General features: G+C 37.6%; 20 protein-coding genes. 8 read left to right on the forward strand and 12 right to left on the reverse strand.

Features of this window, described 5'->3' with window-relative positions:
• The first annotated feature begins 1 nt into the window (after window position 1).
• The 7 genes from BUE24_RS22380 (at window position 2) to BUE24_RS22410 (ending at window position 5,892) form a co-directional block, all read left to right on the forward strand.
• The gene (locus BUE24_RS22380) at window positions 2-760 is read left to right on the forward strand and encodes a Na(+)-translocating NADH-quinone reductase subunit C (RefSeq protein ID WP_073321590.1); all 759 of its coding nucleotides are present in this window, start codon (window positions 2-4) and stop codon (window positions 758-760) included.
• Window positions 761-763: 3 nt separating this feature from the next.
• A complete protein-coding gene (locus BUE24_RS22385) occupies window positions 764-1,462 on the forward strand; it encodes an NADH:ubiquinone reductase (Na(+)-transporting) subunit D (RefSeq protein WP_073321593.1) in 699 nt (232 codons plus the stop codon).
• A gap of 11 nt (window positions 1,463-1,473) precedes the next feature.
• Window positions 1,474-2,190, forward strand: a complete 717-nt coding sequence (nqrE, locus tag BUE24_RS22390; RefSeq protein ID WP_073321595.1) for an NADH:ubiquinone reductase (Na(+)-transporting) subunit E — start codon at window positions 1,474-1,476, stop codon at window positions 2,188-2,190.
• 1 nt (window position 2,191) lies between these two features.
• The gene (gene nqrF / locus BUE24_RS22395; RefSeq protein WP_073321646.1) at window positions 2,192-3,502 is read left to right on the forward strand and encodes an NADH:ubiquinone reductase (Na(+)-transporting) subunit F; all 1,311 of its coding nucleotides are present in this window, start codon (window positions 2,192-2,194) and stop codon (window positions 3,500-3,502) included.
• 79 nt (window positions 3,503-3,581) lie between these two features.
• Window positions 3,582-4,460, forward strand: a complete 879-nt coding sequence (locus BUE24_RS22400; protein ID WP_073321649.1) for a DUF4846 domain-containing protein — start codon at window positions 3,582-3,584, stop codon at window positions 4,458-4,460.
• 53 nt (window positions 4,461-4,513) lie between these two features.
• Window positions 4,514-4,891 (forward strand): Na(+)-translocating NADH-quinone reductase subunit F, encoded by a 378-nt coding sequence (locus tag BUE24_RS22405; protein WP_073321598.1) that lies wholly within the window; start codon window positions 4,514-4,516, stop codon window positions 4,889-4,891.
• Window positions 4,892-4,896: 5 nt separating this feature from the next.
• Window positions 4,897-5,892 carry an FAD:protein FMN transferase gene (locus BUE24_RS22410; RefSeq protein WP_073321601.1) on the forward strand — a complete coding sequence of 332 codons (996 nt, stop codon included), beginning with the start codon at window positions 4,897-4,899 and terminating at the stop codon, window positions 5,890-5,892.
• Here the strand turns inward: BUE24_RS22410 and BUE24_RS22415 are convergent.
• The 4 genes from BUE24_RS22415 to gpmI form a co-directional block, all read right to left on the reverse strand.
• Window positions 5,889-6,656: a class I SAM-dependent methyltransferase gene (locus tag BUE24_RS22415; RefSeq protein ID WP_073321604.1), complete on the reverse strand. Its 768-nt coding sequence runs from the start codon at window positions 6,654-6,656 to the stop codon at window positions 5,889-5,891. The genes BUE24_RS22410 and BUE24_RS22415 overlap by 4 nt on opposite strands.
• A gap of 24 nt (window positions 6,657-6,680) precedes the next feature.
• On the reverse strand, window positions 6,681-7,499 hold the full coding sequence (map, locus tag BUE24_RS22420) for a type I methionyl aminopeptidase (RefSeq protein WP_073321607.1): 819 nt from the start codon (window positions 7,497-7,499) through the stop codon (window positions 6,681-6,683).
• Window positions 7,500-7,573: 74 nt separating this feature from the next.
• A complete protein-coding gene (locus BUE24_RS22425; RefSeq protein WP_073321652.1) occupies window positions 7,574-8,140 on the reverse strand; it encodes a TlpA family protein disulfide reductase in 567 nt (188 codons plus the stop codon).
• 103 nt (window positions 8,141-8,243) lie between these two features.
• On the reverse strand, window positions 8,244-9,761 hold the full coding sequence (gpmI, locus tag BUE24_RS22430) for a 2,3-bisphosphoglycerate-independent phosphoglycerate mutase (RefSeq protein WP_073321610.1): 1,518 nt from the start codon (window positions 9,759-9,761) through the stop codon (window positions 8,244-8,246).
• A 477-nt stretch (window positions 9,762-10,238) separates the two neighbouring features.
• Here gpmI and BUE24_RS22440 point away from each other — a divergent pair, with 477 nt between their 5' ends.
• Window positions 10,239-10,619 carry an ankyrin repeat domain-containing protein gene (locus BUE24_RS22440; protein WP_073321614.1) on the forward strand — a complete coding sequence of 127 codons (381 nt, stop codon included), beginning with the start codon at window positions 10,239-10,241 and terminating at the stop codon, window positions 10,617-10,619.
• Between the two features lie 78 nt (window positions 10,620-10,697).
• Here the strand turns inward: BUE24_RS22440 and BUE24_RS22445 are convergent, their stop codons facing one another.
• The 8 genes from BUE24_RS22445 to BUE24_RS24400 all read right to left on the reverse strand — a co-directional run.
• Entirely contained in the window at window positions 10,698-11,465 is a 768-nt protein-coding gene (locus BUE24_RS22445) for a M48 family metalloprotease (RefSeq protein WP_073321618.1), read from the reverse strand.
• 159 nt (window positions 11,466-11,624) lie between these two features.
• Window positions 11,625-12,092, reverse strand: coding sequence for a CAP domain-containing protein (locus BUE24_RS22450; protein WP_073321621.1), 468 nt, complete (start codon window positions 12,090-12,092; stop codon window positions 11,625-11,627).
• Between the two features lie 56 nt (window positions 12,093-12,148).
• Window positions 12,149-12,874 (reverse strand): M15 family metallopeptidase, encoded by a 726-nt coding sequence (locus tag BUE24_RS22455; protein WP_073321624.1) that lies wholly within the window; start codon window positions 12,872-12,874, stop codon window positions 12,149-12,151.
• A 30-nt stretch (window positions 12,875-12,904) separates the two neighbouring features.
• Window positions 12,905-13,453 carry a ClpP family protease gene (locus BUE24_RS22460; protein ID WP_073321626.1) on the reverse strand — a complete coding sequence of 183 codons (549 nt, stop codon included), beginning with the start codon at window positions 13,451-13,453 and terminating at the stop codon, window positions 12,905-12,907.
• 241 nt (window positions 13,454-13,694) lie between these two features.
• Window positions 13,695-14,843: a T9SS type B sorting domain-containing protein gene (locus BUE24_RS22465; RefSeq protein WP_073321629.1), complete on the reverse strand. Its 1,149-nt coding sequence runs from the start codon at window positions 14,841-14,843 to the stop codon at window positions 13,695-13,697.
• A 314-nt stretch (window positions 14,844-15,157) separates the two neighbouring features.
• Window positions 15,158-20,383 (reverse strand): beta strand repeat-containing protein, encoded by a 5,226-nt coding sequence (locus tag BUE24_RS22470; protein WP_073321631.1) that lies wholly within the window; start codon window positions 20,381-20,383, stop codon window positions 15,158-15,160.
• A 14-nt stretch (window positions 20,384-20,397) separates the two neighbouring features.
• Complete coding sequence (locus BUE24_RS22475) at window positions 20,398-21,054, reverse strand: hypothetical protein (protein ID WP_084549666.1); 657 nt, start codon at window positions 21,052-21,054, stop codon at window positions 20,398-20,400.
• Window positions 21,055-21,098: 44 nt separating this feature from the next.
• Window positions 21,099-22,031 (reverse strand): collagen-like domain-containing protein (locus BUE24_RS24400; protein WP_211483333.1); only part of this gene is annotated, 933 nt, incomplete at its 5' end.

A 22,031-nucleotide genomic window follows, 5' to 3' on the forward strand; every position in this document is an offset into this window, starting at 1 on the left:
CATGGCGATTAATACAGATAAAAACTCATATACTATCCTATTCGCTGTAGCGATGGTGGTAGTGGTAGGATCTTTATTAGCATTTACGGCGTCTTCTTTGAAAGGGCGAATAGATGCGAATAAAAGAACTGAAAAACAACAAAATATCCTGTTTGCAATGGGAATTGCCGATAGCGAAGATCCTAACGAATTTGTTGCTCCTGAGCAAGCAGAGGATCTTTTCAATCAATATGTTGGAGATAAAGGTCAGTTTATTATTGTAGGTAGTAAAGCTGAGCAAACAACTGACGCTTTCGATATTGAAGTTAAGAAAGAGAATGACAAAGTAAAGCAAGACGCAAATTACGAACGTAAAATGCCTTTGTTTATCGGTAAAAAAGATGGAGAAGAATTTTACATCGTTCCTTTAAGAGGAAATGGACTTTGGGATGCGATCTGGGGATATGTTTCTTTGGATAAAGAGTTCAAAACTGTAAAAGGAGCTTTCTTTGATCATAAAGGAGAAACACCAGGTCTTGGAGCTAATATTAAGGAGGCTTATTTCAGAGATGATTTTATTGGAGAGAGCATTCTTGACGCTAGTGGAAACTACAAAGGAATTACGGTTAAGAAAGGAAACGGAGATCCTAAGAATCAGGATAAAAAGGATAATGAGGTAGATGCATTGGCAGGAGCAACGATCACTGGTGATGGCGTTACTGCAATGGTGAAAAAAGGAATCAAAATGTATCAACCTTATTTCGAAACTTTAAAAAAATAAGCTATGGCCGAAGTAATAGAAGAAAAAGTTGAAGCGAAAGTAAAGGAGCCAAAAGAGCCTTTGTTTTCAAAAAAGAACAGAAAATTATTAACGGATCCTCTAGCAGATAATAACCCAATTACCATTCAAGTATTAGGGATTTGCTCGGCACTTGCAATTACTGCACAGTTAAAGCCTTCTATAGTGATGGCGATATCTGTAGTGTTTGTTTTGGGAGTAGGTAATGTAGTGATCTCATTGATGAGAAACATTATTCCTTCAAAAATTAGAATTATCGTACAGTTAGTTGTTGTAGCTGCCTTGGTAATTATTGTGGATCAGGTATTAAAAGCCTTTGCGTATACGTTAAGTAAGGAACTTTCGGTATTTATCGGATTGATTATTACCAACTGTATCATCATGGGACGTTTCGAAGCCTTTGCTTTGGGTAACGGACCATGGAAATCCTTTTTAGATGGAATAGGAAATGCGGCTGGATATGGAGTATTATTGATCATAGTAGCTTTCTTCAGAGAGTTATTGGGATCAGGAACTCTTTTTGGAGCAAAAGTGTTAGGAGATCCTATCGAAAAAACAGGATTGTACGCTATTGGATACGAAAACAATGGTTTCATGGTATTAGCCCCAATGGCTTTGATTACTGTTGGAATTATTATCTGGATCCAAAGAAGTAAAAATAAAGCCTTAATTGAAGATCATTAAAAGAAAGAAACATGGAATATTTAGAATTATTTTTAAAATCGATCTTTATAGATAATATGGTATTCGCATTCTTTCTTGGGATGTGTTCATACCTTGCAGTATCCAAAAAAGTATCTACAGCAGTAGGACTTGGTGCAGCAGTTATATTCGTATTAGCCATTACAGTGCCATTAAACTTCTTATTAGATAAATATATCCTTAGAGAAGGAGCATTAGTATGGTTAGGCCCAGAATATGCGAGTTATGACTTAAGTTTCTTAACCTTTATTCTATTTATTGCTACAATTGCTACAATGGTGCAATTAGTAGAAATTATTGTAGAGAAGTTTTCTCCATCTTTATATAACTCTTTGGGTATTTTCTTACCCTTGATTGCAGTAAACTGTGCAATCCTAGGAGGGTCATTGTTTATGCAACAAAAAGAGTTTGCAAATATTTCTCAAGCTGCTGTATATGGAATCGGTTCAGGGATCGGATGGTTTTTAGCCATTTTGGCAATTGCTGCTATTCGTGAAAAAATCAGATACTCAAACGTGCCAGCGCCATTAAGAGGTTTAGGAATTACGTTTATTCTAACAGGTTTGATGGCTATTGGATTTATGAGTTTTGGTGGAATGCTAACAGGTGGAGATGAAGAAGAAAAGCAGGCGCCAAAAGCTGTTCAGGTAGAAGAAGAGAAGACTACAAAAGAAGTAGCCCAAAATACTAATGTTACAATACTTAAATAATATGATATTATTAGCATCAACCGGTGGAACAATAGCTATTACCATTGTTTCCTTTTTGGTTCTTATCTTGGTATTGGTAGGAATTTTACTATTCGCAAAAGATAAGTTACTACCTTCTGGTCCAGTAAAGATTACCATCAATGGTGAAAAAGAGATAGAAGTAGCTTCAGGAGGAACACTTTTGTCTACTTTAGGTAACGAAAAAATATTTTTACCCTCTGCATGTGGGGGTGGAGGTACTTGTATACAATGTGAGTGTCATGTACTTGAAGGTGGTGGAGAAGCACTACCTACAGAAACACCACACTTTTCTCGTAAAGAGTTACAACACGGAGCGAGATTAGCGTGCCAGGTAAAAGTAAAACAAGATATGAATATCCAAATCCCAGAAGAGGTATTTGGTATTAAGAAGTGGGAAGCAGAAGTAGTGCGTAACTATAACGTAGCTTCGTTTATCAAAGAGTTCGTTGTACGCATCCCAGAGGATATGAATTACAAAGCAGGTGGATATATTCAGATTGAAATTCCTCCTTGTGAGATCAAGTATTCTGATATGGATATTACTGCACACCCAGAAGAGCATGAAACTCCGGACAAATTCCAGGTAGAATGGGACAAGTTTGGTTTATGGCCTCTTGTAATGAAAAACACAGAAACCGTGGAGCGTGCATATTCAATGGCTTCTTACCCAGCAGAAGGACGTGATATTATGCTGAATGTACGTATCGCTACTCCGCCATGGGATAGGGCAAAAAATGGATGGATGGATGTAAATCCTGGTGTTGCATCTTCTTATATTTTTGCACAAAAGCCCGGAGATAAAGTAACAATTTCTGGACCTTACGGTGAGTTCTTTATCAATGAATCTGATGCAGAAATGCTATATGTAGGTGGTGGAGCAGGTATGGCGCCAATGCGTTCTCACCTATATCACTTGTTCAAAACGTTAGAGACAGGACGTAAGGTTACCTATTGGTATGGAGGTCGTTCTAAGCGAGAGCTTTTCTACTTAGATCATTTTTATGACTTAGAAAAGAAGTTTGATAATTTCAAATTCTACTTAGCACTTTCAGAACCTTTGGAAGAAGATAACTGGACAGTGAAAAAAGATATTAATGATACCGAAGGTGATGGTTTTGTTGGTTTTGTACACAATTGTGTGATTGATAACTACCTGAATCATCATGACGCTCCAGAAGATATAGAGTTATACTTCTGTGGGCCACCATTAATGAATAAAGCCGTTCAGAAAATGGGTGAAGATTTTGGTATTCCTGATGAGAATATCAGATTCGATGACTTTGGAGGATAAGATTTCTTTCTATATACAACCAAAAACCGATACATTTTGTATCGGTTTTTTTATTTTTGAGAGTATAAGAAGGGAAGTTATGAAGAAATTAGTGGTACTGTTGATTATTGTCGGGATTATGTTTGTGGTGTTTCAGAACACCTCAAAAGGAAAGATGCTGACGCATCAGGTAAAAGGAGTAGTGACTCATGTGATTTCCAAACCTAGTTTGATTAATGAAGAAGGAGATTCGATCGTAACCAGAGTTTTACTGCCAGAAGGATATACCAGAGTTACCTATCCCAATGGATCTTTTGAAGAGTATTTACGTAACTACGAGTTGAAACCTTATGGTAGTAAAATCATTAATTATGATGAGAGCGAATATTTTGCTCAAAATTGGCATGATGCCATACTAGAGGTGCCGGTTCCTAAAAATGGTTTACAGCAGTGCGCGGATGCTTTAATGCGTATTCGATCAGAGTATTTATGGAATAACAATCGCAAAGCCGAAATAGGGTTTAATTTTACCTCTGGTCATTATTGTTCCTGGAAGAAATATGCCGAAGGATATCGACCAAAAATTAGAGGGAATAAAGTTTCCTTTCATAAAACAGCTGCAACGAATCATTCTAAATCTAACTTTTATAAATACCTTAATCTCATTTACACCTATGCGGGAACGCTTTCTATGTATCATGAGTTGAAAAAGGTGCCGGTTTCAGAAATAAAAATAGGAGATATGTTGGTCAAACCGGGATCACCAGGGCATATTGAAATTATTGTTGATGAAATAAAGAATGAGAACGGAGAGAAAATGTATTTGCTTGCTCAAGGAAATACTCCTGCACAAAGTGTATGTTTACTTAAAAATTTTGAAGAACCGGAAACTTCTCCCTGGTACAAATTTGAAGCCGAAAAGCCGGTGTATACCCCTAGTTACTATTTTGATGAAGCCAAGTTTGTAAGGTTTAAATAAATCACGAATTACCTCTGAAAAATTCATGATTTTGATTGTATCTTTGCAGCGTAATGGCAAGGATTTTAACAAGACAAGAACTACACAATCTGGCAATGAATATTGTTGGAGAAGAATTAGAGAAAAAGGGCTACGAATTTATAGCAATCAACAGTCAATTAGGAAAACACCCACAATTTGTTTGTATAGATCAATCAAATCAACGCTATTTTGTGATCGTGAAGGCAATAGCATATCCCGATAATCCTCATAATTATGATATGATTTGGATGGAATCCTTCAAAAAACATGCAAGAGAACAAGAGGCAAAAGTGTTTTATGCCGGAGTAGGATTACAAAATGCAGAAAATCCGAATAAACCTGTACAGCTTAATGAAGAATATATTCTAGAATATGCAGGGTTGCAAACCATCGAAACTTATCTGAATTAATCATTATGATACATAGACTATTGGTATTGTTTCTCTTTTTTGCAGTGGTAGCTTGTAAAAAAGAACCGACTTTACATTTGAATTATCAAAATGGAGAGGCTTTTGGAACTTCTTTTTCTGTACGGTATATCAGCAATGAAAAATCAGATTTTTCATCTTCATACGATAGTCTGATTAAAGTAATCAATACATCAATGTCTACCTACATGGATGATTCTGATATCTCTAAAATTAACAAAGGAGATACAACAGTCGTTGTGGATGATCATTTTAAGAAGGTATTTATAGCTGCAAAGCAAATATACGACCAAACCCAAGGTGCTTTTGATCCAACTATTGGTGTATTGGTAAATGCATGGGACTTTGGCCCAGAAGGTAAAATTGTTGGGCTAGATAGCCTTGAAATTGATAGTTTGCTGCAAACTGTAGGAGTGCAAAAAGTTGTGCTAAAAGGGGGTAAGATTGTAAAAGAACATCCGGATACGTTTATAGATTTCAACGCACTTGCCAAAGGATACGCTGTAGATGTATTTGCTGAGTTTTTAGAAAGTAAGGATCAAGATAATTACTTGGTAGAAATTGGAGGTGAAATCCGGGGCAAAGGCAGTAATTTGATCAAGCAAAAATCATGGAAAATTGGTGTTGAAGATCCAAACTTTGATCAGACTCAATCCTATAGCAAGGTAATTTCTTTAGAGGACAGAGCAATGGCTACTTCTGGGAGTTACCGCAAATTTAAAGTAGATGAGAATGGTAATCGTTATGCACATATTATTGATACAAAAACAGGTTACCCTCACAAATCAAATGTATTAAGTGTATCAGTAATCACGACAAATTGTATGCTTGCTGATGCGTATGCTACCGCGTTAATGTCGATGGGGCTAGAACGGGCAAAAGAGTTTCTTGCCACTCATCCAGAGCTAAAAGTATATTTTATTTATGAAGATTCTGATAAGGAATTAAAAACACTAGCGGTGAATGGATTTCCTGAAAGCTAATGTTTGTAACAAACAGGTAGAATTTCACCTTTGGCCAGGCAATATTTGATGACTTCCTCATCAGATAGTACAGAAGTGTAATCCACTTCGTCTACCTTAAATCCAATAGCTCTTAATTTTTCAAAATAATCCCGACCGTATACGCGTACGTGATCGTATTGTCCAAAAATTTCGGCTCTTTTCTTAGGATCTGTAATACTATCATCTTCAAAAGTAGTCTCTCGATTGAGATCCTGTGGAATTTGCAATATCGCCATACCACCAGGTCTCAAGACACGATATAACTCTTGCATAGCTTTGGTATCGTCGGGGATATGTTCTAAAACGTGATTGCAAAAAATAACATCATATTGGTCATTTTCAAATGGTAGGTTACAGATATCCGCCTTTACATCCGCCAAAGGAGACAGTAAATCTGTAGTTGTATAGTCTAAATGCGATAACTTTCTGAACCGCTTATAGAAAGCTTGCTCAGGAGCAAAATGTAATACCTTGGCTGGTGCAGAAAAGAAATTAGTCTCTTTTTGTAAATACAACCATAGTAGACGATGCCGTTCTAATGATAGGGTAGAAGGCGATAAAACATTTTCTCTCTGTTTGCCATATCCATAAGGGAGAAACTTAGAAAAACTCTTTCCATCTATTGGATCTGTATAGGTTTTTCCACGCAGTAAAAAAGAAACTACCGGACGAACCCAATAACTTAGCCTGATTAGGATAGGTCTAGGAATCGTATTAAGAATAAATTTAAAAAGCCTTTTCATGAACTAGGACTGGATCACAAATGCCTATACCGCTAATAACTCTTGTCGGAATGCATCTTCTTCATCAGATTCAATACCTAAAGCTTGATAAATGTATTTGAAGGTAGAAAGAATCTCTGGTTTACCGTCTATAATAGCAACATCATGCTCAAAATGTGCGCTAGGCTTACCATCTGCCGTAAGGATGGTCCATCCGTCACGCAATTGCTTGATACGATGTGTACCCATATTAGTCATCGGTTCCATAGCGACTACCATTCCTTCGACAAACTTTTTTCCTCTTCCACGTCGGCCGTAGTTAGGCATTTCTGGATCTTCATGCATTTTACGACCAATACCGTGCCCGACCAATTCTCTTACCACACCGTATCCTGCATCTTCTGTGAATTTTTGGATGGCATATCCAACATCACCCACACGATTTCCTACTTTGAACTCGGCAATACCAACATACAAAGATTCTTTGGTGATGCGTAGCAAACGAGCCACATCTTCAGAAACTTCACCAACAGGAAAGGTATATGCATGATCACCGTAAAAATCATTTTTGATAGCTCCACAATCTATAGAAATGATATCTCCCTCTTCAAGAGGTGTATCATTAGGGATACCATGAACAACTTGTGCGTTAGGACTCATGCATAAGGTATTCGGAAAGTCATAAAGCCCTAGAAACCCTGGTATAGCACCATGATCTCTGATAAATTCTTCAGCTAATTTGTCCAAATGTAATGTAGTAACACCTGGTTTCACCTCAGAGGCTAACATGCCCAACGTTTTGGAAACGATCAAAGCGCTCTCACGCATTAGTTCTATTTCTTCTCTTGTTTTGGTAATGATCATAGGTCGTAAAATTCCATATTAAAAGCAGGCAAATTTACGAAGAATATTGGGATCAATTAAAATTGACGCTATTTTTAATCCTCGTATGAGTGTTTATATCCTTGACCTGATAAAATAGCTAGTATGTCTTTTTCTAAACTTTCTCTTGCAAACTCTACGTAACGTCCTACTTCTTTGCCGTCCTTGTAAAAAATGAAAGTAGGTACTCTTTGTATTTTTAATCCTTTCTCGAACCCTTCGGGAGTGTCTTTTGAACGAGTAACGGTAATCAACTCAAAATTGTTATAATCAAATTTTGCTTCATCCATAATTTTATAAAAAGCAGGGGTTTCTCTTTTGCTGTCACTACACCAAGTACCCATAAAAGCTTTTACAGAGATGTCTTTAAGATGCGGAGCGATTTTGGCGGCCGTTTCAGTATCCACGGTATACTCTTCATAATTTGTAGTAAACCAGGATGCAAAAGGTTGCTGCTCAAGAGCTGCTCGTTGATGTTTCCCTACCAATATATCTGGTTTTGTTTCAGAACTATCATATGCTTGTGATTGGTTTTCTGAGTGACCAGAGGTGTTTACAGCTATAGATGCACTAATGCACGAATTAAGAACGATAATGCTTAACAGCAGGAGTATAGTTTTCATTGGATAAAATAATAATTCAGTACGCGAAGATATCATAAACCGCTAGCTCAATAATATATCTTAATGCGAGTTTAACAAATTCTAAAAAACGATACCTATACCCTTACGCCAACAATGAATGTTGTGTCATCGCTTCTGGCTGATCAACACCCATTAGATCCAGTATAGTAGGAGCAATATCTCCCAAAACGCCATCTTTTACTTTGATTCCATTTGCATCAATCAAAATAAAAGGTACAGGGTTGGTCGTGTGAGCGGTATGCGGAGAACCATCAGGGTTAATCATAGTTTCACAATTTCCGTGATCGGCGATAAGTAATGTGGTGTATCCATTTTCTAATCCAGTAGAAACAACATCCTTGGTACATTCATCAACAGCTTCGCAGGCTTTGATAGCAGCTTCCATCACTCCAGTATGGCCAACCATATCTCCGTTTGCAAAATTGAGACATACAAAGTCTACCTCTCCTTTCTGTAGTTCAGGGACCAAAGCGTCTCTCAATTCATAAGCACTCATTTCAGGTTTCAAATCATATGTAGCCACCTTTGGTGAGTTTCTAAGAATTCTGGATTCGCCTTCAAAAGGGGCTTCTTGTCCTCCCGAAAAGAAAAAGGTAACATGAGGATATTTTTCGGTTTCAGCGATTCGAATTTGCTTCTTTCCTGCCTCGGCTAATACTTGCCCTAAGGTATTGGTGATATTTTCTTTGTCATAAATCACTTGAATCCCTTCAAAAGTATCGTCATAATTCGTCATGGTTACGTAATGAAGCGGCAACTTATGCGTATTGTATTCATGCATATCTTTTTGCGATAGCATCTCTGTGAGTTCTCGACCTCTATCAGTTCTGAAATTAAAGAAGATTACTACATCATTCTCCAGTATGGTAGTTACGGCTTCGCCATTTTCTTGTACTAGAATGGGTTTGATAAATTCGTCAGTAACGTCTTGGTCATAACTAGCCTGGATACTATCTAGAACATTAGTGGTTGGTGTACCATGCCCATGTACAAGTAAATCGTAAGCCAATTTTACTCTTTCCCATCGTTTGTCGCGATCCATAGCATAATACCTTCCTATAACCGAAGCAATTTTTCCAGTAGTTTTGGACATATGCTCTTGTATATTTTGAAGATGTCCTTTTCCTGATTTCGGATCTACGTCTCGTCCGTCGGTAAAGGCATGCAAAAACACATTTTCTAATTCGTACTCGTGTGCGGCATTCAAAAGACCTTTGATATGATTGATATGAGAATGAACACCTCCATCACTCACTAGACCGAGAAGATGAATGTTTTTGTTGTTTTCTTTGGCATATGTAAAGGCATTAATCAAAACTTGCTCGTCCTTAAGGGTGTTTTTATCAACAGCCATATTGATTTTGGCAAGATCTTGATATACAATTCTACCTGCTCCCAAATTCATATGTCCTACTTCGCTATTTCCCATCTGACCCTCTGGTAATCCTACATGTAAACCATCGGTTCGTAAAGAAGCACTTGGGTATTTGGTATATAGGCTGTCGATAAAAGGAGTATTGGCGTGATCAATAGCAGAAACTTTTGGATCTGGTGATGTTCCCCACCCATCTAGGATCATTAAGATAACTTTTTTATTCATGGAGTTCCGAATTTAGGTTTTAGTTGGTTGTTTTTCCCGGTAATTTTTATGCTAAAATAAGACAAGAGACAAAATTACAATTTCATACTCAGCTACACAAAAAGATAAGTTTATTGATACATGAATTTTGTTGATGTCTTAGGTAAGGAGAACCCTTTTTTTTGTGATACTATTAACGAATTTGTTTGCTGAAGGTTAAAAGTGAGTTATCCTTAAAATTTGATAGTGTTTTGTATGAATATTGTAATTCATTTGTAGTAATATTTTTTTTTTGAATAAAATATTTTGGGAACTAGAAGGAGAGGAGGTGTTTTGATAAGTGTATGTAAATCAGTGGATTGGTTTAGTTTCGAAATCTTAATATTTTGTTGTACAAAGGTTAAATTTCTGTTATTTAAAATATTAAAATGTAACAAAATGAATAGATCAGAGGTCTTATTAAGTATAATCAATAATTTAACTTTAAATTCATTCATCATGAAAAAAACATTTTTATTCGCTTTTGCGGCGATGCTAATCTCTTCTGCCGCATTTGCAACAGACACCACTACGTCAATTGACAATCAATCTTATGAAGTTACAACTGTAAAAACAAGCCCATTTTGCATGGCTATTGTAAAAGGAGATGTGGACACAGTAAAGAAAATGATAGAGCTAGGTAGCGATGTGAACCAAAAGTCTCTAGGAATGACTCCTTTAATGTATGCGGCACGATATAACCGTGTTGAGATCATGAAATTACTTATTGATGAAGGAGCAAATGTAAAGACCAGAGACAAAAAAGGATATACGGCAATGAAATTTGCAGAATTATCTAATGCTCAGGAAGCTGTAGCGCTTCTTAAAGAAGTGTCTTAATTTAATTAGTATATATAATTGCAAAAACAGGTTTGTATGACTCATACAAACCTGTTTTTTTATATCGTTGCATTAATTTTATTTTCCTTGATACGCTCTGATTGCTTCTTTGATTTTTTCAATTCGATTTTCAGGATCTGGATGTGTACTTTGAAATTCTGGAACTCTATTTGGACCTGCCGCAGCTTTCAAAATTTTCATTACATCGATCATCTCATTAGGATCATATCCAGAATTAATCATAAACAAAACACCTAGTTTATCACTTTCTAGTTCATCATCTCTACCATTTCCCAGTAATACATTTTGACCAATGCCATTTACGAGCCCTCCCATATCTGCTCCTACAGATGCTCCTGTAGATATCGTTTTCCAAAAATCATGTTCTGCTATTCGTTCTGCAGAATGGCGGCCCAGTACATGTCCTATTTCATGACCTAATACTCCGGCTACTTGATCTTCGTTTTCAAGCTTTGATAGTAGGGCATAGGTAATAAAAATTTGACCTCCCGGCAAAGCAAAAGCATTAATCGTGTTTGGATCTGCCAACAAATGAAACTCATAACGGTATGGCGTTTCTTTGGCCATGCTAGAGTTTACCAATTTGTTACCTACCATGTCAATATAGCTTTGTAACTTTTGGTCTTGATATAAGCCGCCATGTTGTTCTGCCATGGCAGGAGCACTTTGCAATCCAATAGCAATTTCTTGATCACTAGTCATATTAATATTTTGTACTCTATCGGTATATGGATTATGGGTGCGATTACTACATTTTTTGATAAAGGCAAACGCAACAATAGCTACACCTATAAGGATTCTGATTTTTAGGCCGCCACGTCTCATGAAATAAGGTTTTGATTAAAATCTAAATGTACTAAATATAAAATAAAAGTTGCTTACTAATAAAATGTAAAAACACTTTTTAGTAAGCAACTACTAGAGGTTTATCATTCTGTTATAGAATGTATTTAGTGCTAACTAGCATAGTTGAGTTTGCCTAGTTTAGCGATAAAAAAGTTGTGTATAATAGTAATTTCCATTTTCGTCTTGCAGTGCCGCAATCCCCGTATGGGTGTAATTACCTTCAATATTATTACGATGTCCTGTACTGTTCAACCATCCTTCAACCACACTGGCTGCATTAGGATAAAAGCTTGCTACATTTTCTGCAGCACTTGAAGCATTTTCGCTTTGATTTAGTTCATTACTTCTTGCCTGAAAATTATCATGACTAATATCGGCTTCGGCGATCATATATTCAGTATGCTCTATAGCCAATCGCTCTGCAGTAGCATTTACCTCCAGAGGAGATAGTCCTTCACTGGCGCGATGTTCATTGATCAATTTTAAAATTTCGTCGGTTACCGACAAATCATTAGGTGAGGCGACTGCATTATCATCGTCAGAACATGAAAAGGCAGTGATCAGCATTACAAAAATGCAGCAATACTTCGTAAAGTAGGTTTTCATAGGTATGGGGTCTTTTTTATTAATTAACTAAAATCGGAGCAATTTAGTATAAAAAATTACAATAATTGTGGATTTATATCCAATATGTTGTCATTAATATATTGTTCAATAAAGGTTTCGGTAATGAATTCGCTACCTAATAATTTAGCTTTTTTAAGCTCTGAAGTGATATCTAATTTCTTATACGCCTTTAGCATAGGTATAGATTGCGGGGCATAAGTATAGTGCCACGGTTCATATTTAAATCCCTTGCGATCCACCCGATCTGTATAGACCAGATAAAAGCCGAAACTATTGGCATGTTTATCCATCCATTCCTTGAATTTACAGAAAGGGCCGTCTCCTTCAAAATTCTTGGCTAGTAACAATCCTTTAGGTTGTGGTGCATTGCCGTCTACAATATCCAGATCCGTTCCCCAATGATGTCTTGATGTACCGGGGATAGTAGAGTATTCAATAATTTTTCGAATTGCCTGGGTAGGGGATAACCCTTCTGCAGTGAACTTTTTGTATTTACGTTCCCAAATCCGATTTTGATGTGCATAATTTCGATAGCTAGATACCACCTTGATTTCGAATCCACTTTTTTGAGCTGCAGCTTTCATCTTTAAGAAAGCTTCATAAGTTTCCTTTTGAAGACGATAACCATCACCAAAAAAGGTAGGATTACCTTTTCCCATGAGGTCATCTTTCGAAAAGGTATCCTGAAACACAGTGAACCCAGAAAAGGATAATCCTAAAGCCGCAATGGTGTTTATCTTTATGAAATCACGTCTAAACATAATGGTTATTCGAAAAGAGTGATTGGAAACTTATTCGATGATACCATCTACGATGCCATATTCTAAAGATTCTTGGGCATCCATCCAGTAATCGCGATTAAAATCTTTAAGTACTTTTTCCATATCCTGTCCGCAGTTATCCGCTAGGATCTGGGCGCTTAATTCTTTGGTTTTAAGTATTTCGGCAGCTTGAATTTCAATATTTGAAGCTTGCCCTCTGGCACCTCCACTAGGTTGGTGAATCATCACTTTGGCATGAGGCTGAATAAATCTTCTCCCTTTTTCACCAACACTAAGAAGAATTGATCCCATAGAAGCCGCTAATCCTGTGCAGATGGTAGAAACTGGACTTTTTAGACTTTTAATAGTATCATACATGGCAAAACCAGAAGTAACATAACCTCCAGGGCTATTGATATATAATTTTATTTCCTGATCTCCTATCATATCCAAATACATTAGGCGATCAATAACATGTTTTGCAGATTTATCGTCTACCTGTCCCCAGAGAAATACTGTTCGTTCCTCTAAAAATTTCTTGTCTAAAAGGTCTTGTGTTTTTCCCGATTTCTCTTTCATATCTATGATTTTATTTTCTTGTGTATATACCTGTTAAATGTATAATTATTTTTACAAAAAATAGCATTTGTTTTTGCATTTTACAAATACAAGTCACGGTGTTTGATACAGAAAAATAGAATTAATAGATACTAATCGTTGAAGACGAGCTTATTAAATACTGTAGTTTATTGATATTAATCCAATACTTCTTGAAAGTAGTTAAATCAGAGTTGTTTTTACGTTATTGCAAGCCTTTAACTTACCTGTTGATGTATAAATATCCAGCTTGATCTTTTTGACCTTCAATTTTTAATACATAGTAATATGTTCCAACTGGTAATTCTTCTCCTTTGGCGATCGTAGCTCTTCCTTCTGAAATTCCGGCCCAAGAATTATCATATCCTTTTTTATTGTACACCATTACTCCCCATCGATTAAAAATAGATAGTTCGTTATTTGGAAATTGAGCTATACCTTGTATGATAAAGGTATCATTAAGACCGTCACCATTAGGAGACACCGCAGTAAAAATTTCTAAATCTCCGTCAAGAATAAGGCTAGAGGTTCCGAAGGTAATTACTGTATAATTGTTTGGAATAAAAGCTTCCGAAGTAATTTCTCCATTGTCTAAATCTCCAGTAGTTCCTACATTACCAAGATTGATCCATTGGTTTAAGTTCGGATCCCATCCTACTACCCTTAAATCGTCTAAATCATCTACTAGTGTAGGAATATTACTATTATCATCCCAAGTAAGCGTCACTCTGGTTGATACATCACCATCAAGATCCCAAAATTCAAAATTACTAATCCCAAATAACAGCTCTCCAAAACTGTTAGTATCAAATTGTGTAGGAAAAAAGTTAGGATTGTTTGGGTCTTCGAAGAAATAAGCTCCTCTGGCAGTGTTTACAGCTGCAGCGTTTTCGATGCGCATTGGTCGTAACCTGAAATCGTCACCTATTGGAAATGTAAAATCTAAAAGTCCATTGATCGTAGCATAACCATCAACATAACGATCGTCATTAGCTCCCAAATAAGGAGCGTCGTTAATAAAATCCAAAGAAACTCCTCTTCGGTCTCTAGGAGTGATTACTCTACCCGCAATAAATTCTTGAAAATTAGTAACACCAACTGCGATCTCAAGATTAAGATCGTTGGCTACATCAATTTCCATATCGTGAAATACAGGTCTGTTATCTCCAGAAACAGTTAAACTTTGATCTGCGTTGTAAAATCCAGCAAGACCTAAGTTATTATCAAAAGCACCATCATTAATTACATCGATATGAAAACCAATTTGACCTTGATCGTGGATTTGTATATCTCCAAAGTTATGAAAGGCTTGTTGGGCTGATAGGGTAATAGGTGCTATAAACCAAATTGCTATGACGATTATTTTATTCATGGGGCTTTAAGATGTGCTTACGGTTTAACCGTATTAATTATGCGGCTAAAATAAACCTTAAAATGTTAATAAACTAATTTTTTACGGCAAAACGCACGTTTTTTTCGATGAAATGCATTTTTGTACCGTTAACTAGTGTTGTTCGGGTTTTCCCATACATAATGTATGGCAACTTAAGACTTAGTCGACCCTTTATGAATAAAATTTCGTGAAAAAGAAAAAAGGTGTAGTTTCATGATTTTGACGATTTATAAATTTTGACGATGATTAATAATTCTGTTTACTTTACTTATACTGGGTAATTTTTTGATGTTTTAATTTTGTCTGACTCTGTAGGTTATTGTTCTGTTGGTAATTACTCTAGCCGAGCCAACTGTGGCAGAACCTCCAAATTCTGAAGTAGAATTGGATATTGTGGCAGTTGCAGATATTTGGCTTCCTGGGGCAATAGGAGATGCCAATGTAATTAAAAAGTCAAATCTATTTGTATTATCAGTATTTCCATCTGCATCTGTATAACCTGATGTAGTAGCGTCACTATCCGTTCCGGAACCTTCTGTTGCAGAAGTTACAAATACTTGACCTTCACCATAATCTACTGATAAACCAAGTTGGTTATCTCCCGCGGTAGCTGTACCTTGATTGATATCGGTTAAGAAAAACTCTACGGTTGCGCCTGCACCAACCCAACCTCTTATGCGGATTGTAGTTCCACTTATGGAAGCAGATTCTATTATTGGAAAATTGATGGAGGTATTTGGCCCGTTATCTGTGTCACCATTGTCGTTAAGGGTAACACCATCATTGTTTATGTCAATACCTAATGCTGGTGCTGCCGTACCGTTGGCAAAAATAGAGTTTTGAGATATCCGATTTCCTGAAGTGTTTCCCCCACTTAATACGATTCCGGCTCCAGCATTGCTGTTCACGATGTTATTGGTAACCGAAGAATTGCTTTGCGAAAGATTAATTCCACTCAATTCTGTACATCCCCCTCCGGTATTTGCGCCAGAAGTAGTGATTGTATTTTCTGAAATTGAAACACTTCCTATGGCATCATTGATACCTGTAGCTTCAGCGTTTTCTATTAAATTGTTTTGAATAACGATTCCTGATCCTCCAGTTAGATTGATATTGTATTCACAATTTCGGGCACCGTTATTCGTAAAATGATTATTCTGAATTGTTGTAGCTGTTCCACCATTTACAATAACACCAAAATCGGTATTTGATGAGATGTAATTACCATCTATTACTACTTCACCTCCTGTAACCTGCACACCATCGTCGACATAAGATCCAACTCCTACTGTTCCAACTGCTCCTAAAGCATTTACACCTAGTAAATTTGACGAAATAAGATTATTGGTTCCGGAATTTTGTCTTACAGCTCTTCGGTTTCCTCCATATACCGCTATATTTCTTATAATCGTATTAGAAGCTTCCATTTGTAAGACATCTCCAAAATCACTTCGTACCTGAATTTCTGGCAGATTGTAATTTGGTAGGGTAGTGGCCGATACTCCAACAGTATTTCCTCCTGCACCTATGGTACCGGTATTCGTATCTCCAGAATAGGCAGTCTGTGTTCTACCATCAATACTCGTATTGTCCGATGTTATTTCTGTAAGCTGGTTACCAGTTGTATTAATATCGAAAATACCATTGGCAATATCGTAATTCGGATCTGCGGTTCTTCCTAAGGGATCTGTATTGGTCGGAATCATAAATATAGAAGTATCCACACCAGCCGCTGGATTAAAAATACCATTGGTTTCAATGTTTAATCCGGTTTCATCCAAATTATTAGCATTCACTATAAATTGTTCTAAAGATCCTTGACCATCTGCATTGGTATTTACAATAGTGCTAAAATTGAACCCAAAGTCAAGATCAACGACTCCTTCACCATTGATGGTAACACTAGAAACGGATTGAGCTCCGGTAAGTGTATTTGAGCCAGCATCTACAGCAGTAGGGTTTGCGCCTCCTACTTCATTAGGCTGATCGGTAAAAGTACCACCCGAGGCATAATCTCTTCTGAAAGTTTGTATGGGTAAACAAGTAGTGCAACCTGCTCCTCCACCTCTTGTGGATCTCACCGTGTTGTTCACTACACGAACGCGATACGTTCCATCTGGAATACCTCCAAAAGTATATTCACCAGTATTGTCTGAAGTTGTAGCTTCTTCAAAGGTGAATGTACCAGGACTGGTTTCTCTGTATAATTCAATTCGAGCATTTTCAATGCCAACACCAGAAGATGTTGCAAAATTTCTTCCTACACCACCGGGATAATTAACATCTTCAAAAACGAATCCAGTAATAAGATTACTTGGTACCTTGAGTAAAACTGTATTCAAAATAATAAAATCTCCTCCAGTAGTAACCTCTGTAGTAGCCGATGTTTCTCCAGGTCCAATCAGTGCAGAGACATCATAAGTGTCTAAGTCTATGGCAAATTCAGTATTGGTATTCACATTGGGGATAACAGTATCGTCAAATATGGTAGAGTTAAATACATTTTGGTTTCCTCCAGTATTATCTCCATCACCATTCAATGTAGTGTTGTTTACACCAACAGTTAAGGATATTTCTTCATTTCCGGTAATATCACCGTCTCCTTCCCAGGATAAAACAGACGTTTTAGATCCAGCAGCACCAATGGCATAAAAGCCATCAAGAGTGTATGTTGTTGTATTGTTTGATGAGGCATCAAAACCGTTATACATATTTATACCCACAGCAGGGAAAGCAGGGTTTGTATAAAATATCATTAATGACCAACCTCCAATAATAATGGTATTGTCACATAGGGTACGATTATCTACCGATAGCCCGCTAAAATCATAAACATTTGTTGACGGATCTGCAATACCTTGAATAATGGAAGTTACATCTCCTACCATTCCATAGGTAGTGCCTCCATTGGCTGAATTAATTACACTAGCTGTTACATTTTGTCCTTCAAATACGACGACATCATCTGCACTGGGACTGGTGTGCCCCCAGATAAGGTATGCTTGCTCGATGGTTGATCCTGGCGGTATAGCAGTGGTTAGTGTATTTGATGAGGAAGCGGCAATTCCACATGGGTCAACAGAATCTGAAGCTAACCTTAAAGAACCTCCAGTTAGGGCATAATCAAAATAACCATTAAATTCATCAAATAAAGTAAGCGGTACGTCATCATCTACGGCAGTATCGCCAACATCGTCGGTAATCGTACCAATACCTTCTATAAGTCCAACAGTAGAGTTAGAGACATTATTTAAGGTAAGATAAAATATCTCATCATTTTCCGCAAAGGTGTTATTGATTATAGGTACGGTAACCGTTCTTTGTTCATTGTTTACTCCTGTAAAACTTAATGTTCCTGAAGTTGTAGTATAGTCAGAGTCGGCAAATGCGGTACCATCTTCAGTAAGGTAATCTACAGTGAAACCTCCCGGGACATTTCCGTTTAAAGTTACGGTAAAGGTAGCAGTTCCGGCATCTTCACTTACGGTTACATTACTTACATTTAAGAATACTGACGCACAAGAAATACGAGCTACCCAACCATCGTCTACAACAGTGAAATCTGAAGTAAATACAAAAGTAAGACAGCCACTAGGGTCTGTAGAAACGATTTGCCTTGGAACATTTTCATTATCAAAAACACCAATTTGTGTAGTTGTAGTGGTTCCTTCGAAAATAGCAAGACCGTCAAAAAAGTCTTCTACGTTGAATTCTTCAAAATCTAAAACAATAACACTTCCAGGGGTGTCCGGACATAGTGTATAGGTTATTGCTTCATTATTGCTATAATTTCCATTAAAACCTCCTGTGTCTACGAAAAACCCACTACAAGTGTTATCGGTAACTCCATCGGTAATAACGAAAGGGATTTCATCATCTATAATGGTTCCTTCAGCTTGCGAATCGGTAATAGTGACTTGTGGGCTGCTAACTCCTGTAATATTTACAAAAAAGCTTTCATTGCCCTCGGTATCTCCATCGTTAATAATTGTTACTGATATAGTCTGTGTTTCTCCACTTGTTCCAGAAAAGGAAATAGCAGGAGGGGAGGCAGTGGCAGTATAATCACCAGGTGCAATAGCTGTATTATCCGCTGTATTAAAATTAACAGTGAAGCCTCCAGGAACATCTGCTCCGGTATGTGTAATTACAAAATTTGCCGTACCAGAAGCTTCGCCTATATTGGTGAGATCGGCAATACTAATACCAGCATCATTATCTTGTATAGTTACTTCTCCCTGATTATCACTTATAGTGACTAAAGCATTACTTACTGCACCAAGATTTACAAAGAAGTTGTGATTTCCCTCTACATCAGAATCGTCTATGATAGGGATTGTTATTTGTTGTGTTTCAGGTAGACTACCCGTACCCGTAAATGAAATTGTAGGAGTAGGAGCTCCTGTGGCAGTATAATCTGCAGTAGCAGTAGCAGAACCATCAGCGGTAGCATATTCAACGGTGAAACCTCCAGCGACATTAGCGCCAGACAAAACAACATCAAGGGTAGCAGTACCATCACCTTCATTCACAGTAACATTACCGATAGCAATGGATGCTGTATCATCATCATTAATAGTTCCTTCCCCCTGTGAATCAGTTATAGTGACTGATCCATCGCTAGGGTTTGCAATATTGACGAAAAAAGTTTCTGTGTTTTCTGTGAAATTATCGTCAATAATAGGTATAGAAATTGTCTGTGTTTCCCCAGTTGTGCCAGAAAATGTAATGGTAGAGGTTGGTGCACCTGTTGCGGTAAAATCTCCTGGTGCAGTCGCTGTATTATTTGCGGTCGTATATTCTACTGTGAAGCTCCCCGATGCACTTCCTCCCGTATGACTTACGGTGAAATCTAAAGTTCCGGCATTTTCATTGACGGTAACATCATTAATTGAAAGTTCTGGGTTGTTTGCTACTACAGAAATATCATCAATCCCTGCTTCAACAAGATCTCCAGGTCCTGCACCGTCAGCAGCTGATACTCGTATTACCAGATTCGAGCCCGCAGGAATAATTACTGGTGTGGTTTGTGTCCAGGCGGCATTAATCCTGATATCTCCAATAGAAACCAAAGTCGTGTAACTAGCACCATTGTTAATAGAATATTCTAACAGAAAGAAGTCATCACCTGGATCATCACCATTATCTCTTTGCCCGAAAAAATACCACATCGTAAAAGTAGATTCGGTTGTTATATTATAGGTGGGTGAGGTAGCGGTGGCAGTTCCTCCATCTACATCAGCGTTACCATCACTAACATTAGGCTCAGTATAAAATGCATTTACACCGGGTGCAGCAGTATTGTCACCGTTAACCTGAGTCGTTACTCCGCTATTTATTACAAGATTAGGAGGGCCAACCTCAAAGTCACCAGTAGATGCACTACCCGAAATTGTCCATCCTGTTGGGACCGATCCAGTGGTATAGGACTCGAAATCCTCTGTAAATTGCCCAATAGCATGATTGCTTACCAAAAGAGTAAGTACTATAATATATTTTAATTTTTTTAAGTACTTCATTTACTCTTTGCTAATTACCTTACTACAAATACAACATTAATAATGGTATTGTCATCGGTTGGGATACTTAAAATATCATATTGTAAAACTCCAGCATCACTTAAACTATCTATATTAAAAACTACAGGATCTGCAAAAGTTACATAGTAATATAGTTCATTGGCTTCATAAATGGGGATTGTATTGGGTGCACTTGGACTGCTTATCACTGGTGTCGCATATTGAGCTCTATACAAAGCATATAAATCTATAGTTTGATTATTTATTATTGCTGAAGCATCAATTTCTATAGAAGGAGGGAAGAATACTCTTCCTGCTTTTGAGGTAATTGGAGCTATCGCCTGAACTACTTCTTGTAAGGTTGTTTCATTAGTTGGAGTAGAAACAGCATCTTCATCTACATCTATTGGTATTGCAAGTGGTACCTCTGCATCAGTTTGATCATCTGTAGCAACTTGCCATCCATTGGTTGCACCAGTATAACGATATATTTCTTCATCATCCAAATTAAATACTACCGATCCTATTTGTGGATTAATGATAGCATTAATCTCAGTTAGGTCAGTGGCGGTGGGTAACCCCATCAAAGCATTAGCATCATTTGGGCCTATCTGAGCAAAGGCCTGATTCATTAATGCTAGAAATAATATTAGTAGGGGTAACTTTTTCATTGTTGATATCTATTAATCCTTACTATAGTTTTAAATAATATTTATTAGAAATCAAGTACGGTAAACATAAATTCTAAATCAATATCGTCTTTCTGATTGGTTCCATTATCACTATCTCCAATATTTACTCTAAATCCGGTTGTAGTTTGGTTATAATATGTGATCCCTGGATCGTCGTAATTTTGTCCGGTATTCCCGGGGCAATCTCCACCACAATCTAATATTGAAAGCTGGATGATATAGTCATCATCTGGCATTGCCGTGGTGAATGTTATTTGATAATCACCTTCATTTATTCTTGTTACCGTAGCATTTAATATTTTTGCGGCTGTTCCATTACCGGCAACTTTACCCATAGCCTTTACAGGACTAGCAAAGAATGCACCTCCATCGCTGCCTACAGTAATTTCGTTGTTTGTATCACCACTAACTACATTGGCAGTTTGAGTATCCGGCGTTGGTGTATTTTCATTGGTATAAGTGATTACACCAGTTGTTGTATTCTGAGATAGGTTAGTAACAATATTTGTTGCAGGGTCTCCAGTCGGTCCTTGCGCACCAGTTGCTCCAGTAGCACCTGTTGGTCCTTGCGCTCCTGTTGCTCCAGTAGCACCTGTATTACCTGTTGGTCCTTGTGCACCGGTTGCTCCAGTGGCACCTGTCGGCCCTTGTGCTCCGGTTGCTCCAGTGGCACCTGTTGGTCCTTGCGCACCAGTTGCTCCAGTAGCACCTGTTGGTCCTTGCGCTCCTGTTGCTCCAGTAGCACCTGTATTACCTGTTGGTCCTTGTGCACCGGTTGCTCCAGTGGCACCTGTCGGCCCTTGTGCTCCGGTTGCTCCAGTGGCACCTGTTGGTCCTTGCGCACCAGTTGCTCCAGTAGCACCTGTAGGTCCTTGTGCTCCGGTTGCTCCAGTAGCACCTGTAGGTCCTTGCGCTCCTGTTGCTCCAGTGGCACCTGTATTACCTGTTGGTCCTTG

It is taken from the genome of Aquimarina spongiae, assembly GCF_900141785.1.
Classification (GTDB): Bacteria; Bacteroidota; Bacteroidia; order Flavobacteriales; family Flavobacteriaceae; genus Aquimarina; species Aquimarina spongiae.